Raw genomic sequence first — 15,419 nt, 5'->3', positions numbered from 1 at the left:
TGTGCGTTGTTTGGGTGCCCGGATCCCCTTCCTCCCGCCCGGGCGGCAAAAAAAGCCCTCCAACAAGTGGAGGGCGCTGCAAAGAGCTCCCCGCGGTGCGGGGGGCTTATTTTTTCAGCTGCGGCGCGATGCGGCTTAGCAGCGATGCCATTTCCGCACGCGTCAGAGACGCTTGCGGGCGGAACGTGCCGTTCGCGAAGCCGTCGACGACACCCATGCGGCTCATCGCCGCAATGGCTGCGTACGACCAGCTTCCCTCCGGCACGTCGGAAAAGCTTGCCTTCGCCGCTCCGCCGGCCGAAGGCACGTTCACAACGCGGGAGAGGAGCGCAGCCATCTGCTCCCGCGTTATGGGTTGATCCGGGGCGAAGAGGTCGCTGCTGATCCCCTGGATCAGCCCGTGCTGCTTCGCCAACGCAATTTCCTGCCGGGCCCAGTGGGTGGCCGGCACGTCGTTGAACGTTGCGGCGGCTGTGCCCGCATCGCCGGTCAGTCCCAGCGCGCGCACGAGAATGACCGCCGCTTCCGCCCTCGTGAGCGGCGCGTCCGGCGTGAACGCGCCTGTGGAGGTGCCGACCATCCAGCCGCGGTTCGCCACGTCCAGTACGGCCGACTGCCCCCAATGGGTCTGCATATCGTCGAAGTAAAAACCGTCCGCCCACAGGCTGTAGTAGTTCCAGGTATCGTTAGCGGCCTGGTTCAAGCTCCAACTGCCGGTGCCTTTGAGACTGTACCGTTTGACGAGCTCCAGCTTCTTTTTGATCGACTGCTCGTCTTCATACCAGACGGTGTAGCTGCCCGGAGGAAGACTTTCCCCGTTCACAGTCGGCAGGACGTCCGTCGGTTGAATGACAAACGTGGCGGTCGGCGATTGGCTGGCCAAATCAAATCGTTTGTTGCCTTTATACGTCTTGATCAGCTGCTCGATCGTCTGGTTGGACACGCTGGATCCGTTAGATGCCGGGTTCTGATTCCAGTAACGGCCGTAAAAAGGAATCCCCAGCACGATTTTATCGGATGAAACCTGCGTCAAAGCGTACTGAATGGATTTTTCCACAAAGGACAAACTAGCTACAGGTCCCGGATCCGGATCCCCTGGGTAACTTTCGTCGTAAGCCATAATCATCAAATAGTCGCTGTTCTGGGCGAGAGCTTTGTAATCATAGGCTCCCAGCCAGCTCGCCTTATCTCCCTCCGGGTTGGCCGGCACCGCCACGGAAACTTCCTTGTCAGCCGGCAGTTTGGCGCGTATAAGCCGGATCATATCCGTGTATTTGTCCCGGTAGGACTTGTTCACATTTTCAATGTCCATGTTGACGCCGTCCAAATTGTTCGCCTTGACCATTTCGGCCAACTGGGCCGCCAGCGCTTCGCGTTTATCAATCGCCGTTTCCCCGGTATTTTCGTTGTAATCGTTGCTTATAAAAGGAACGACCCGTTTCCCTTCCTTGTGCATGGCATCTATAAAAGAAGCATCGAAAGTCTCCGAAACTTGCAATGTTCCGTCCGATTTCAAATCGATATAATTGGGAGAAATCGCATCCAGCGCTTGGCCGCTTTTATCCACTTGTGAGACGTAAGACTGCGGATTGCCCGAAAACAAGTACGACATGTTGAATTTCCCCTGTTTTGCTGCGGCCTCCGCATGTACGGCCTGGTTCTGTCCCGTCGCGATGATCCCCGAAGCGAGGGTCAAGCCGACAGCCGCGATTTTCAAGCTTTTTCCCCATTTTCGCACCTTGGTGTCATCTCCTCGTTGTCTATTTGCCTTCTCTATCATGCAAGAAAGACGGTTGTTTAGCAAACTGTAAATACTGGTCCGGCTAAAAAGTTGTACGCTCTCACTCAAAAGTTATCCACAAACCTTCCACACCACCGCCTCAGTTCACCCACAGGATTTCAGGTTTTATCCACAAAATATACACATTTATCCACCTGCCAAATAGCGGTTATCCACATTGCGTCTTGTTCTTCTCCGTTTAACTTTTTGCCCGCCTGCTTCGTCAAAACTATGACCGGAGGCTGTACCGGCCCAATACATCGTTCAAGAGTTTCATTGAAACCCGGACTGCGGTCCCAGACAGATTTAAACAATATGGAAATAAAAGGATAGAATCGGGACGAGAATCGTTCTATAATGAAGTGTAGGCCTGAAATGGGAATCACTTACTTTCAAAATAGAGACTTGACATAACCGGGGAGGATTCCATGCATGTCTGGAGAAAAAATACTTATCGTTGACGACGAGCCGGATATTGTCGAATTGATCCGACTTTATCTGGTTCGGGAAGGTTACGAGGTTATTAGCGCAAATAACGGGCAGGACGTTTTCGAGATTGTTTTGCACCAGCGGCCCGATCTTATCATATTGGATATTTTATTGCCGGGTTTGGACGGAATTGAAGTGTGCAGACAGCTGCGCAAGACGCATAATACGCCGATTCTTTTCCTTTCGGGCAAAAGCGAAGATATTGACATCATTCTGGGACTTAGCATGGGAGGCGACGATTACATAACCAAGCCGTTCAGTCCAAGTCAACTGGTCGCCCGGGTCAAAGCGCATTTGCGGCGAAACTCGATCCTCGATAAACAGAAAGACCATCCTCAGCTCGTTAAATACCCCGGGTTAGAAATCGATTTGGTCAGCCGCATCGTCAAAGTGACTGGACAGCCTATCTCCCTTTCCGCCAAAGAGTTTGACCTGCTGGCATTGATGGCCAAGACGCCGAACCGCGTCTATAAAATCGAACAATTATTTGAAATCGTATGGAGCCTCGACAGTATCGGAGATCCAAGAACGCTTATCGTACATATCAGCAACCTGCGGAAAAAAATCGAGCCCAACCCCTCCGAACCGCGATACATTATCACTGTTCGGGGAGTGGGCTATAAATTTAACAGCTTCTTTGCTTAGTGCGCGGCACATGCAAGAAGCTTTTTTTCGTTTGTCCCGGGCGGCGGGTTTTAGTGGAGCAGCTTCGCGTACAGCTCGGCGGCGTATTCCTGCAAAGGAACGGATACGGCCGCGATGAGCAGGGCGGGGAGCATGTTGCCGACGTTGATTTTTTTAATATTGAGCAGATTCAAACCGACGCCGATGACAAGTACGCCTCCGACCGCAGTAATTTGCACGATAATCGCCTGCAGGGAAGCGTCGCTGAACGCCGTCGCTATCAAAGCCGCCGCCATGGCGATCGCGCCCTGCAGCACAAACACCGGTCCCGCGGAAAATATGACGCCTATCCCTAGCGTCGAAGCCAAAATAATCGACAAAAACCCGTCCAACAGCGCTTTCGTGTACAAAATGTCATGATTATGCCTCAGACCGCCGTCCAGCGGACCAAGTATCGCCATCGCCCCGATGCAGTACACGAGAGTCGCCGTTACAAAGCCCTCCGATATGCCGGGCGTACCGTTTCCCTGCGTCTTGCTTCGCATCCGGTTTTGCAGCCAGTCGCCAAGCCGCGCAAGCCTGTCCTCGATCCGCAGCAGCTCCCCGATGATGCCCCCGATCACAAGGCTGATGATAACCGCTAAAATCCGATCCGATTTGAGCGCCATCGCAATGCCCAAAACCGCTATTGCCAGCCCGATTCCTTGCATAACTGTGCTTCGTATGCCTTCCGGTATGCGCGGCAGCATGATTCCCAGCAGCCCTCCCGCGACAATAGCCAGCGCATTGACAATCGTTCCCCATAAAGCCATGCTGCACGGTTCCTCTCTTGACGACATCTCTTTTCATCTATTTCATTCTACATGATCCCGCTCATAATTTCCTCCACCCTTGGAAACCGTATGTATAGGCTATGAGAAAGGAGGACTGCTGCATGTCTAACGATAAAACGATGGACCCGATGAGCGGAGACATGGTCGAAACCGACGGTGTCTATGCCAACGAAGACGGCCGCGAAGTGACCCTCAAGCGGGGCGACGAGTTCCCTGCCGATCTTGTCTTGGGCCGAACGACCTGGGAAATGAAGGGCTTTTCCATGGATGAATCCGATATTGATCACAATTTTAAAGAGAACACGCCAATGCGAAAACAGAAGAGCAGAGGTCTGAAGAGGGTATAAGCTTTTGCGGAATTTTCCGGGTTGTGCCTACAGCTCGGTTTTTTCCTGTCTATGGAATCTGTCCGATGGACTCCGCCCGCCGGACTCCTATGCTATAATATAGGTTAATTCTATGAAAACGTTAGGAGATTTCGATATGTCAGGCAAGAGGATCGTCATTGTTACCGGAGGAGCTCTCGGAGATTGGGTTACACAAGAAATTCGGCAGGACGACGTGCTGGTCGGCTGCGACCGCGGCGCATTATTTCTCGTACGCAGCGGTTTGCGGCCGCATATCGCTTTGGGTGATTTTGACTCCGTATCGGCGGAGGAACTGGACGAAATCCGGGCGGCCAGCCGCGAGTTCGTCGATTGCGATCCCGTTCTCAAAGATTTGACCGATACGGAGATGGCTTTCGAATGGGCGATGGCGAACAACCCCGGCAGCATCGTGCTCCTGGGCGCTCTCGGGACGCGCTTTGACCATTCCCTGTCCAACATCCATCTGCTGCGAAAAGCGGCGGACCGCGGCATCCCCTGCACCATTATCGATGCCTGCAACGAGGTCATCGCAGCCGTCAAAGGACGGACGAAGATCCGAAAAAGCCGGTACACCCATGTCTCCTTGCTGCCCTTGAGCATGGAAGTGACAGGGATTACACTTCACGGCTTTCAATATCCGCTGCATCAAGCAACCTTGCAAATCGGGCAGTCGCTGGGCGTCAGCAACGTGCTTGTGGAAGATACGGGAACCATCGATATCGACTCCGGCTATTTGCTAGTGATCCAAAGCAAGGATTGACTCCTCTGCAAACGGCGCCTTCCGGCCCGGCCACGGGGCTGCTTCCCTTGCAGCCCCCGCTACGCCTGCATATGGGTGCAGCAAACCTATTTCATCCGCTTCACTCCTTTAAATACCCCCGGCACATCGCACCGGCCCCCGTTTGCAAGAAACACCCGTCGGATATCCGGCCCGAACGTGCAGCACGTCAGAACGATGAAAATCATCGTTCGAGATGCGTGCCGACGTCTAACTTTCCCCTCACACTTATGCATCCCGTATCCACATTTGGTACAAACTAAACCGGTCTCCAAAAATTCGAATTGCGGAGGCATTTTTTTTCATGACTCCGTCTTGACTTTTGTCGCTATATGCAGTAAATTAAATTGTATAAAATTAAATTGCACACAATTAATCAAACAAAAACCAAACGCAAAAGGAGCTTGATGACCATGCAAAACTTATACACAGCAACTGTAACGGCAACAGGAGGAAGAAACGGATCGATCGTCTCCAACGACGGCGTCCTTAAACTCGATGTGCGGATGCCCAAAGAACTGGGCGGGGCCGGCGGCGACGCTACCAATCCGGAGCAATTGTTTGCCGCGGGGTATTCCGCTTGCTTCGACAGCGCCCTGAACCTGGTCATTCGCAACAAGAGAATCGAAGTCCAGGGTACCGAAGTGACGGCGCACGTAAGCATCGGCAAAGCTGACGACGGCGGCTTCCAGCTAGCCGTGCAGCTGGACGTCAAAATAGACGGCGTAGACGCGCCCGTCGCCAGAGAATTGGTCGAAGCCGCGCATCAAGTGTGCCCTTACTCCCGCGCAACCCGCGGCAACATCGAAGTGAACCTGAACGTAGTCGAATCCGCAGGCTTCTCATTCTAAAGCCGCACCCGCTCGTTCAGCCTTTGGAAGCCGCCGGGCCCGTCGCTCCGGCACATTTTTGCCTTCGAAGTCGCACGCACTTGCCAAAAAAAGCAGCCGGCTCTCCTCAGCCGACTGCTTTTTGCTTATTTTTGCCCGTAGTAGGCGTTTGCTCCGTGTTTTCTTAGGAAGTGGCGGTCCAGCAGCGTCTGGTCCATAGCGCCGATGGACGGGTTCAGGTTGAACGTACGGTACGCGATTTTCGCGACTTCTTCGAGAACGACTGCGTTATGAACCGCGTTGTGCGGGTCTTTGCCCCAGCTGAACGGCGCGTGGCAGTTGACCAGGACGCCCGGGATCATCGACGGGTCCTTGTCTTTGAACGTCTCGATAATGACGTTGCCCGTCTCCAGCTCGTAGGCGCCTTTAATCTCCGCTTCCGTCATAAGACGGGTGCACGGCACTTCGCCGTAAAAATAATCCGCATGCGTCGTACCGAGCGCAGGAATGCCTCTGCCCGCTTGCGCCCAGCTTGTCGCCCACGGCGAATGCGTATGCACGATGCCGCCGATCGTCGGGAACGCGCGGTATAGGGCCAGATGGGTCGGCGTGTCCGAGGAAGGCTTCAGCTTCCCTTCCACGATGCCGCCTTCCAAGTTGACAACGACCAAATCCTCGGCCTTCAATTCTTCATAAGGCACGCCGCTCGGCTTGATCACCACAAGACCTTGCTCGCGGTCAATCCCGCTCACATTTCCCCATGTAAACGTCACAAGCCGATATTTCGGCAAATCAAGGTTCGCTTCGAGAACCGCCTGTTTCAAGCTTTCCAGCATTGTGTTCAACACCTTTCCGGTAATGTGGGTACTATTACAGTCATTATACACTTGTACGTACATGTTTGTCATACATCTTTTTTCTTTGCTTGTTTTGGATGGACTTGTATGTACCACATTCGCTCCAATCGGCGGAAAATATGCTGCATAGACGCGACCACACCGCCGCCGCAAATCGAAAAAGCCGGCCGAGAAAAAGCAATCTCAGCCGGCCGGCAGCAGCGCGTGCGCTTCTGGTTTTATTTTAAGCGGATCATCGAAAAAACAAGCGTCTTCCCGTCCGGTTCAAGCCGGGTTTCCACAGAATAACCGCCGATTTGCTGCGTACCGGTTTCAATCGCTTCCTTCGCAGCCGCCTTGGCGCACATGTCGGAAAAATGCCGGTAAAACGTTTCGGCATCGTATCCGAACAAGAAATCCGTAAACTTGCGGATGCTTTCCGTATTGCGGGCCAGTGTGCCTTCTTCCAGCCGCACCGTGACGCCGTAGGTCTGAAACTGCGGGTCGAGCCACAAGGAAACCTCGCTGCTGCTGCGCGCTTCAAGCGTCGCCCCTTTCACGGCCTGCTCCTTGGCATCCGCATCCCGGAACAGACGCAGCGTCGTCTCTTCCAGGTCGTAGTTCGTCCCCCGCAGCTTGCCGGCCTCTTCCATCACGCCGTAGGCCTGGAGCATCGTTTTGTCCGGGAACACGAGCTTCTTGTAGCTGCCGTCCTTGGTCGGCACGATTTTCACAAACTGCTCGCTCTCATTCGATACGGCGATCCGCTGCGATTTATTTTGCAGGCGCGCGATAATCCGCAGCGCTTCCGCCCGGGTCACATTCACGCCGACGCCAAAATACCCGTTCGGGTATCCTTCCATTATGCCTTTGGCCATCACTTCGCCGATGAACTTTTGCTGTCTGTCGGAAGCGCTTTGAAAATCGCCGAATCTGGAAGCTGTAGCGACACTGTACGTCTCGTCTTCCAAGTACTCCGTTTCCTTGAGCAAGTAATACAGAATTTCAGCGACATCCTCGCGCTTCAGCTTCGCTTTATAATCGGAAAATTGGCCTTTGCTAATAAAATGGAGATCGCTCGCCAAATCCAAATAAGGCTTCGCCCAATACCCGACAGTACTCGGTTTAAACGAAAAATCGCGGTAATCCTGCTGCAAAATGCTTTGATTGCCACTGCTGAGCGCCCGCAGGAACGCGGGTTTCCATTTCCGTTCTCCGTTCGGGTATACATCGGTAAAGGAAAGCAGCACTATTTTCACAAACTGATCCGCCGTAACCGAATCGTCGGGACGAAACGTGCCGTCCGGGAACCCGTCCAGCAATCCCTGCTGCGCCATTTGTCGGATCGTTTGCTCGGCCCAATGGCCTTGAATGTCCGTAAACCCGGCCGCTTCGCCCGTTCCCGGCACGGCCGCGGCAGCTGCCACTACGAGCAAGATTAAAAACGATATCATCTTTTTCAACTTTATCATCAACGACTCTCCGCTTCTCCATGGTGAATTTTGGCGAAATATCGCGCCTTTCCTAGGATAATGCTTCATCCGGGCTTTGAAAACCTGCTAAAAGCCTAGAATCGCCGAGACAAACGGGACTATGACGGCTGGGACTCCAGCCGCAACAATGCAGGAACAAATCACTTACCCCCAACCTTATACACAACTTATCCACAGACGGCAATCCCTCTAACGCAGCACCGGCCAGACATCATGCTCAGAAAACATGTAATGGCATCACCGACACCGTCTGCTGCAAACTACATCCCTATCACTTCACTTACGTCACTGCCCAACCACCGACGCCGTACACAAAAGCCTGCAAAAATACATCCTTTTATGCCGAAGTAGACTCATTTCGAAATATTCCTGCAAATCTGCAGTTTTTATCGCCCAAACTCATGCTTAACCCCGTCATCGGCGGAAATTCCTGCACAATCGCAGGCTTTTTCTCCAAGTACGAAAAAAAGGAAACCCATCGCCGAGGCAATGGGTTTCCTTTTTTTCGTACTGCTGCCGGTTTGGCGCTGCTTTCGCGGCGTTTCCTGCGGCAAGTTTCCAGCTGCAAACTACCCGATTTTCCGGCCGGGCCCGACCAGGACTGTTGAATTGTAATACCGGAGCCACTCGGTAAAATGCTGCATTTTGTACAAATAATCCGCCGCGCTCGCTCCGTACAAATATCCGTACTTTTCCAGCTTCAGCGTTTGGTGCAGCTCCCAGCCGTTCATATACAACGTTTTCACGAACGCCTCTTCCGTCTGGGGCTTGTACAAATCCGTCCCTCTGGAAATCTCGACCTCTTCGATGATCGCTCCCATGTAGTAGGGATACACGTTCACCTGATGCCCCAGATCCACATAAGCCAGCCCCGTGTACTCATAGGGAAGCCAGACGAGGCTGGTCTTCATGTCGCTTAGTTTGACTGTATATGCAAGTCCCATGTTCAATGCTACCGGTTGCGGAAAATTGTTGATTTGTCCTGAGCGGATATGCTCCCAAACATGTTCAACGAAGTTCATGATGTTCTTCCTTCCATTAGACGCTCTAGGATTTTATAAAGCCGGCCGTAAGACCCAAGTTCGCGGGATGAGATAAACCTCAGCGAGGTCTTTCTAAGATGTGAGGGCCGCGTTAGAGGTAGCCTGAGCGAAAGTACCTATTGCAAATAGTACAATTTTATCAGCAACTGTTCAACTGCTTAAATAAAATCAATGGAAATCCCGGCTGATTTTTTTCCTGCCACCGGTATGCTGCAGCGTTGAACGGAACCGGAACGGCCGGCGCCTACACCTTAAACTGCCGTACGGCTTCATGCAGCGCCTGTGCCGACTCCGTCAAATGTGTCACAGAGCCGGTTATCTCCTGCATCGCGCCCAGCTGATTCTGGGTATGCGAAACAATCGATTGCGACTGCTGCGCCGATTGTTTGGCCAGGTGCGCCATCTCGGAGATGGAGGCGGATACTTCTTCGGCTCCCGCGGACATTTCCTGCGAAGCGGCGGACAGATCCTGCACCTGCTCCGAAATGCTTGCAATGGAGCGGAGAATACCGCCGAACAAGGCGCCGGTCTCCTGAATCAGCCGCACCCCTTGGCCCACCTCGTCCCGTACCCCGCCCATTGCAGTTGCCGAAGCCAGGGCATCCTCCTCGATACCTGCGATGTTGGCGTTAATTTGCGCCGCCGCTTGCGCAGACTGCTCGGCGAGCTTGCGCACTTCGGATGCGACAACGGCGAATCCCCTGCCTTGTTCGCCTGCTCTGGCCGCCTCAATGGAAGCGTTGAGCGCCAGCAAATTCGTTTGATTGGCAATGCCGGCGATCAAATTTACGACTTCATGAATTTCCCGGACGCGGTTTCCAACCCGGTCGATCACTTCCGCGGACGATTGGACTGAGTGTTCGATGCGCATCATTTGATCGATCGATCGGGTAATGGCCTCATTGCCTTGTCCGGCATCCCCCTGGGCTTCCAGCGACGCTTCGGCCACGGAAGATGCGGATTCCGCGACTCTCTGAATGCCGGTCGCCATCTCCTCCATCGCTCTGGCGCTTTCGGATGCCCCCTGATCCGCCGCGGCATTGCCCGCAGCTACCTGATCGATCGCGTGCGCTATCTCGCCCGACGATTTGATCGTCTGCCGGGCGTGCGCCTCCAGCTGTCCGCCGGATCGGCTGACGGTTTCCGCATTCGCGGCAGCCTCCTGAAGAAGCGCCCGCAGCCGCCCGGCCATTTCATTGCCTGCCGCGATCAATTGGCCGATCTCGTCCCTGGTCCTGCCCTCCAGACGGCCTGTCAAGTCGCCCTCCGCGATGCCCCGCAAAAACCGGACGGCCTGTCCGACAGGCTTCGTAATCATCCGCTCCAGCGCAAAAGCCAAAATCAGGCCGATCACAACGACCGCAGCGCTGGACAGCAGCATCGTGCGGTCAAGCCCGGTCAAGCTGTGGTCAAGCGAGCTTTGCGCTTCTTTATATCCTTGGTCATAAGCCGCTATGAACTTGTCGAGCAAGTCGAAAGTCTTGTTTTTTGCCTCGTCCGTGGCGTCATCCGCTTTTCTGTATTGCTCGTTCAGCTGCTGCAAGGTTAAGTTTTTTTGATTTTTATAGATCGATTCTACCTGGTCGAATCTGTCTACATAAGCATGCGCCTGGACAGACAGCTCTTTCGCCAATTGCTTTTGTTCATCCGTCTGAGCCGTGGCCGCCATGCCGTCTACCATGTCCAGAAACTGCTTTGCGTTCGTTTTGTGTTCTTCGATGACATCGGGATTGTTGTTAATGATCAAATCGGCCTGGTTGCTGTATAAAAGCCCGACCATACTTTTTAAGGAAAGCGCCGTCTTCTGGTTGACCATCATCTCAGTTTGCTTCTCTATACTCGACTCTGCGGAATGCTCCATCATATAGGACAAAGAGGCTGAAACCATAAACAGCAAAATTAGCGCAACAAAACTCATTAAAAATTTAAATCGAATGGAATGAACGAACGCCACCGAAGACACCGCCTTTTGGGAGTAAAAGTAAAGTCGAATATTGTCGAAAAATGATATATTTTATTCGCACTCACGGTTTCTACCTTTAGCCGTCATACTCCTCCAAAAAGAGTGCCAACCCTCGGTCAATTTGCCGCAGCCGGACTTAAAACCCGTGCCGATTGCGAATTCTGTTTATGGAATATACAATCCATGCAACTTATCCGGATTTCTCATAAAAAATATGTGGCGGATGCCGCCGCGCTCATCCATTTCAAATTGGATGGCCGTAACGATTTTTCCTTGCTCGGCAACAAGAATAGCGTCCTCGCCGTTGATCGGAGCGATATGATAAGTTTGCGTTTCGGCGTATTTGGCGCTGATTCCCTGCAAAAATTTCGTGACGCGCTCGCGTCCCGGAATAGGCCGTATCGCTGCATTCGCCTTGCCGCCGCCATCGGAATAAACGACGACATCCTCGGTCAGCGAGCGGAGGAACAGCTCCATATCGCCCGTATTCGCAGCGTGCAAAAATTGCTCGGCCAGATTGCTGCGCACCGGCCCGGCCGCATGAATCCGCGACTGCTGCTCGTCGTGCAGCTTTTTCTTCAACCGGCTGAAAATTTGCCGGCAGTTCGTCTCCGATTTGCCGATGATGTCGCCGATATCGGCGTAATCGTACTCGAACGCTTCACGTAAAATGAAAATGGCCCGCTCGACCGGCTTCAGCTTCTCCATGTAAACGAGAAACGCGTACGAGAGCGTCTCTTCCCGTTCGACCGCATGCAGCGGATCGTTGTCGCTGAGCATAAGCGGCTCGGGCAGCCACTGCCCTACGTACAGCTCTCTTCGCTTGCGCGCCGACTGCGCGTAATCGATGCAGCGGTTGGTCACCATTTTGCATAGATAGGCTCTCGCATGCCGCATTTGCTCCGGCTCAAGCTGCTGCGCGTTCATGAACGTATCCTGCACCATGTCTTCCGCATCCGCGACGGAACCCAGCATCCGATACGCGATGGAAAACAGAAGCGGCTTGTATTGATGGTACAAATGTTCTATATCCAAAGGATTCACTCCTTGATTTCAATGTTACCTTTCAGTATACCTGATCCGAACCCCATTCATAGAGACGGTTGAAGGGCACATTTTGTGACTTCAATTTTTTTATTCGACAATGCGAACTTTTTTGACTTCCACTGCGTCTAATTTAGGAGAGGTGAGAGTATGGAGACGACCGGTGTCCATGTATTCGATTATTTGAAATATGTATCCGAAACGACGGATCAAAAAGCGATTCTGCGCAATTTGATGGAGGCTTACGGCAACGATGTATGGAACTATGCGTTCAGCATCTGCCGCAATATGGACCTGGCCGACGACATCACCCAGGACGCTTTTCTTAAAGTATACCGCAACCTGACCACATTCCGCGGCGAAGCTTCCGTGAAGACTTGGCTGCTTACCATTACCCGCAATACCGCCTACGATTATTTGCGCAAAGCGTTCTGGCGCAAAGTTACGCTTGTCGGCTTCATCCATTCCGCAGGGACGCACCATTCCGCGGAGACGGAAGCGATGGAGAAGCTGTACGCCAGCGATATATGGAAAAAAGTGATTTCACTCCCTGCGAAGTACAGGGAAATTTTGATTTTGCACGCGCATTACCAGCTTTCGACCAAAGAAATGGCCGCCGTCCTGAACATATCGGAAGGCACCGTTAAATCCAGGCTCCATCACGCCAGACTGAAGGTGCTTCAACTGAAGGAGCGTGAAGCGCGTGAACTCTCCTGATCCGGAAGATTTACATAACGATTTGGATTCGGGACCTTTAAGAGTACCCGGATTCACGCCAGACATGCAGCGCGAGATCGAATCCGCCATCGAACGAAAAGAACGCTCCAAACCCCGGATCATGCCTCTGGTTTGCATTGCCGGCCTGGGCGCGATTACTGCGGTTTTTCTGCTTTTTCCGTGGGAATCCATCAACTCGAAAAGCAACGCCGCTTCCATCGCGGAGACTGTCGCCAGCGCAGAGGCGCAGACTCTCGTCACTACGCCGGCGCCGATCAATACCGCCCTGCTGATCGGGCTGAGGACGGAGCAGGAAAACCAGGACAGCGACCGGAAGCCCGAAACGCTGCGCTACAGCACTTACAGAACGATGCTGATCGCCCCTGTCCGCGGGCAGCTGCAAAAAACGTCCGAAGGCAGCGGCATTCTCATGCCCTACAAGCAAAATTTCTGGAAAATCGATTCGCTTGTCGCGAAAACGCAGACGGACGAAATTCATTACTTGTCCGCGCATCTGGCCGATCAGCCCGCCAAGCCGGAAGTTTTTGTCGACGATCCGGAAGAAAAGATGACCCGCGTCGAAACGCTCGTGTTCGCCGGCAACCAGTATTTATCCGTCACCGAAGCGGAGGAAGCCTGGCACGGCAATGCACCGTATCAAGCCGATCGAATTTGGGTGCGCACGCTGCCCCAGCTGAAAGAAGGGCATACCACCCAGTTTTATAATAAGCCTGCCGACAAAAATCATGTGGCCATCGCAGACGTATACGATTCCAGCGCCAAGAACGTTCTCGTCAAGCTCTCCGAGCAAAAGCAATGGAAAGGGCAGTCCAGCGAGATTACCGGCCAAAGCTGGACGATTGCGCGGGCTTCCGGCCGCTGGATCGGCAAAGTCGCGGAGACGCCGCCGGCTAGCTCAACGTCGCCGGACCGCTACACGCTGCACGACTTCCCTCGCGAGCTGCCGGATAAAGTCGTCAGCCACGATGAGCTCGGTTCCTCCTGGATGGATATCAAAGCATCCTGGCCGAACGCAACCGATGCCCTGACTTCGCCGATGAACGATATGATCGTTATTTTTGAGTCGGGCAAGCTGAAATTTTATCCTTTCGGCCAAGCGCCGAACAACGACCCGCAGCTGACGGTCGACTTGCAGCCCGGCGAACAGTTGGTCATGGCCCAATGGGCGACCGACCACTACGTACAGGACTGGATCGATAAAGCAGCCAAATATTTGTCCTATTAGCAGCGTGAATAGAGCAACACCCGGCCCGGCTGACTCATGCGCGGAAAACCTTGCGAAATCGCATCTGTTTGCTCCTTGATGCGCTCCGTGCGGATCCTTTCCGTAAAAGCATGCGGCGATTGTCCAGAGCGTTGAAAAGCTCGCACGCAGGAGGCGGCACACCATTTGGCAGCGCGTAGAATGGAAGCCTGCAAAAATCAGACCGCCCCGGAAGGTCACGACACTTTGTCAGGGGTTAGGGGAACCAGAGGGGCCCGATTAGGGGCGCAGCCGCTTGTTCTGGGTGCGCGCCTCCCCCGGCGTAAGTCGTGGAACTGCACAACTGAGCCTGGGCATGAGGCGGCTTGATAGCGAGAAAACCTGCAAATGTGCAGGTTTTTCCTGTGGAATCGCCTCATTTTGGCGAAAAACCTGCGAAAGTGCAGGAATTTTCGCTGAAAGTGAGCCTGAGCCCATGTCCCGGCTGAAAAGCCTGCACAATTGCAGGAATTCTTCGCGGCCAACGTATCGAGGACGCAAATTCATGTACTTTTGCAGGTTTTCTTTGTTCAGCCAGGCAGATTGTGGCTATCGCTTCTGACAACCCCCATGACGCCGTGGCCGTCACTCCATAGTATGAAAATACTGCGTTCTATTTTCGTATAAAGTGCAGGCTTTTGCGCGCCGATGGGCCTGCTGCGCAGGATTCCTGCAAATTGCGCAGCAATTTCCTGCGAATACATGCGCTCAGCCGCATTGAAATCGATAAAGCCTGCACTTTCGCAGGCTTTATCACGCCGCCGAGCCGGCTAAGTGAAAAAAAACCGTCGTGCAAGCGCAGCTTGCCGACGGTTTTGTGCGTTTTACCAGCCCATGCGATCGCGCAGGCGGGTGATGTGGGCGATATGATGGTTGCCATGCCATGCATAGAGGCCTATGTTCCAATCCAGGCGGATCGTGGCGCCGGATGCCGGGTGAATGAACGTGCGCGCCAGCTGCTCGCTATGCAGCGACTGCAAAAGGAGCATCCAGCGGCGGTGCAGCGCGTCCAGAAGCGACAGCGACAGCTCCACAGGCGCGGATCTGCCGTCGCTGAGCTCGGCCCAGCGTTCCTCGTAGTAGGGCCGGATCGTCGGTTCATCCTCCGTTAAAGCCAGCTTGAAACGGGTGTAGCTGTTGATGTGGCTGTCCGCGACGTGATGGACCACCTGGCGCACCGTCCAGCCTCCGGGCCGGTAAACCGTGTCCAACTGCTCATCGGACAGTCCTGCGACAGCCTCCGCGAGTCTGCGCGGAGCCGACTCGATGTCGGCCAGCCACTGCTGCAGCTGCTCCCCGGAAATATCCCCTTCGTGCTCGAACAATCCGATCGGATAACGCAATTCATCCATAATGA

The 15,419-nt window shown here is 53.8% G+C and carries 14 protein-coding genes; 6 read left to right on the top strand and 8 right to left on the bottom strand.

What is annotated here, in order from left to right:
* Positions 1-106: 106 nt before the first annotated feature.
* Positions 107-1,738: an S-layer homology domain-containing protein gene (locus AC6RNO_RS18515; protein ID WP_497106313.1), complete on the bottom strand. Its 1,632-nt coding sequence runs from the start codon at positions 1,736-1,738 to the stop codon at positions 107-109.
* 474 nt (positions 1,739-2,212) lie between these two features.
* On the opposite strand from AC6RNO_RS18515, the gene AC6RNO_RS18510 reads away from it, so the two are divergent.
* The gene (locus tag AC6RNO_RS18510; RefSeq protein WP_474687201.1) at positions 2,213-2,914 is read left to right on the top strand and encodes a response regulator transcription factor; all 702 of its coding nucleotides are present in this window, start codon (positions 2,213-2,215) and stop codon (positions 2,912-2,914) included.
* Positions 2,915-2,964: 50 nt separating this feature from the next.
* On the opposite strand, the gene AC6RNO_RS18505 is transcribed toward AC6RNO_RS18510, so the two are convergent.
* Positions 2,965-3,705, bottom strand: coding sequence for a DUF554 domain-containing protein (locus AC6RNO_RS18505; protein WP_474687200.1), 741 nt, complete (start codon positions 3,703-3,705; stop codon positions 2,965-2,967).
* Between the two features lie 122 nt (positions 3,706-3,827).
* Between AC6RNO_RS18505 and AC6RNO_RS18500 the strand changes: the two genes are divergently transcribed.
* From AC6RNO_RS18500 to AC6RNO_RS18490, 3 genes are all read left to right on the top strand, one after another.
* Complete coding sequence (locus tag AC6RNO_RS18500; protein ID WP_474687198.1) at positions 3,828-4,073, top strand: hypothetical protein; 246 nt, start codon at positions 3,828-3,830, stop codon at positions 4,071-4,073.
* A 136-nt stretch (positions 4,074-4,209) separates the two neighbouring features.
* Positions 4,210-4,854: a thiamine diphosphokinase gene (locus AC6RNO_RS18495; protein ID WP_488436897.1), complete on the top strand. Its 645-nt coding sequence runs from the start codon at positions 4,210-4,212 to the stop codon at positions 4,852-4,854.
* Positions 4,855-5,285: 431 nt separating this feature from the next.
* The gene (locus AC6RNO_RS18490; protein ID WP_497106312.1) at positions 5,286-5,723 is read left to right on the top strand and encodes an Ohr family peroxiredoxin; all 438 of its coding nucleotides are present in this window, start codon (positions 5,286-5,288) and stop codon (positions 5,721-5,723) included.
* A 125-nt stretch (positions 5,724-5,848) separates the two neighbouring features.
* Here AC6RNO_RS18490 and araD read toward each other — a convergent pair whose 3' ends face one another.
* The 5 genes from araD to AC6RNO_RS18465 form a co-directional block, all read right to left on the bottom strand.
* Positions 5,849-6,538, bottom strand: a complete 690-nt coding sequence (gene araD, locus AC6RNO_RS18485; RefSeq protein ID WP_497106311.1) for an L-ribulose-5-phosphate 4-epimerase — start codon at positions 6,536-6,538, stop codon at positions 5,849-5,851.
* Positions 6,539-6,777: 239 nt separating this feature from the next.
* Positions 6,778-8,010 carry an S-layer homology domain-containing protein gene (locus AC6RNO_RS18480; protein WP_497106310.1) on the bottom strand — a complete coding sequence of 411 codons (1,233 nt, stop codon included), beginning with the start codon at positions 8,008-8,010 and terminating at the stop codon, positions 6,778-6,780.
* A 590-nt stretch (positions 8,011-8,600) separates the two neighbouring features.
* Positions 8,601-9,053, bottom strand: a complete 453-nt coding sequence (locus AC6RNO_RS18475; RefSeq protein ID WP_497106309.1) for a hypothetical protein — start codon at positions 9,051-9,053, stop codon at positions 8,601-8,603.
* 265 nt (positions 9,054-9,318) lie between these two features.
* A complete protein-coding gene (locus tag AC6RNO_RS18470; RefSeq protein WP_497106308.1) occupies positions 9,319-11,028 on the bottom strand; it encodes a methyl-accepting chemotaxis protein in 1,710 nt (569 codons plus the stop codon).
* Positions 11,029-11,202: 174 nt separating this feature from the next.
* Positions 11,203-12,072: an RNA polymerase sigma-70 factor gene (locus tag AC6RNO_RS18465; RefSeq protein ID WP_497106307.1), complete on the bottom strand. Its 870-nt coding sequence runs from the start codon at positions 12,070-12,072 to the stop codon at positions 11,203-11,205.
* A 159-nt stretch (positions 12,073-12,231) separates the two neighbouring features.
* Between AC6RNO_RS18465 and AC6RNO_RS18460 the strand changes: the two genes are divergently transcribed.
* The gene (locus AC6RNO_RS18460; protein ID WP_474687188.1) at positions 12,232-12,798 is read left to right on the top strand and encodes an RNA polymerase sigma factor; all 567 of its coding nucleotides are present in this window, start codon (positions 12,232-12,234) and stop codon (positions 12,796-12,798) included.
* Positions 12,785-14,044 (top strand): hypothetical protein, encoded by a 1,260-nt coding sequence (locus AC6RNO_RS18455; protein WP_497106306.1) that lies wholly within the window; start codon positions 12,785-12,787, stop codon positions 14,042-14,044. The genes AC6RNO_RS18460 and AC6RNO_RS18455 overlap by 14 nt, the downstream gene beginning before the upstream one ends.
* An 842-nt stretch (positions 14,045-14,886) precedes the next feature.
* Here the strand turns inward: AC6RNO_RS18455 and AC6RNO_RS18450 are convergent.
* The gene (locus AC6RNO_RS18450) at positions 14,887-15,414 is read right to left on the bottom strand and encodes a YfiT family bacillithiol transferase (protein ID WP_488436924.1); all 528 of its coding nucleotides are present in this window, start codon (positions 15,412-15,414) and stop codon (positions 14,887-14,889) included.
* Positions 15,415-15,419: the final 5 nt, after the last annotated feature.

Source organism: Paenibacillus sp. sgz302190 (assembly GCF_059820445.1).
The sequence above is the reverse complement of the archived record's forward strand: the minus strand, read 5'-3'. Positions and strand labels throughout refer to the sequence as shown.

What these genes read in the sequence shown, in the direction of transcription:
- AC6RNO_RS18495 (WP_488436897.1), top strand. Translation starts at nt 4,210, where the DNA reads ATGTCAGGCAAGAGGATCGTCATTGTTACCGGAGGAGCTCTCGGAGAT.
- AC6RNO_RS18490 (WP_497106312.1), top strand. Translation starts at nt 5,286, where the DNA reads ATGCAAAACTTATACACAGCAACTGTAACGGCAACAGGAGGAAGAAAC.
- AC6RNO_RS18475 (WP_497106309.1), bottom strand. Translation starts at nt 9,053, where the DNA reads ATGAACTTCGTTGAACATGTTTGGGAGCATATCCGCTCAGGACAAATC.
- AC6RNO_RS18500 (WP_474687198.1), top strand. Translation starts at nt 3,828, where the DNA reads ATGTCTAACGATAAAACGATGGACCCGATGAGCGGAGACATGGTCGAA.
- AC6RNO_RS18510 (WP_474687201.1), top strand. Translation starts at nt 2,213, where the DNA reads ATGTCTGGAGAAAAAATACTTATCGTTGACGACGAGCCGGATATTGTC.
- AC6RNO_RS18480 (WP_497106310.1), bottom strand. Translation starts at nt 8,010, where the DNA reads ATGATAAAGTTGAAAAAGATGATATCGTTTTTAATCTTGCTCGTAGTG.
- araD (WP_497106311.1), bottom strand. Translation starts at nt 6,538, where the DNA reads ATGCTGGAAAGCTTGAAACAGGCGGTTCTCGAAGCGAACCTTGATTTG.
- AC6RNO_RS18460 (WP_474687188.1), top strand. Translation starts at nt 12,232, where the DNA reads ATGGAGACGACCGGTGTCCATGTATTCGATTATTTGAAATATGTATCC.
- AC6RNO_RS18450 (WP_488436924.1), bottom strand. Translation starts at nt 15,414, where the DNA reads ATGGATGAATTGCGTTATCCGATCGGATTGTTCGAGCACGAAGGGGAT.
- AC6RNO_RS18505 (WP_474687200.1), bottom strand. Translation starts at nt 3,705, where the DNA reads ATGGCTTTATGGGGAACGATTGTCAATGCGCTGGCTATTGTCGCGGGA.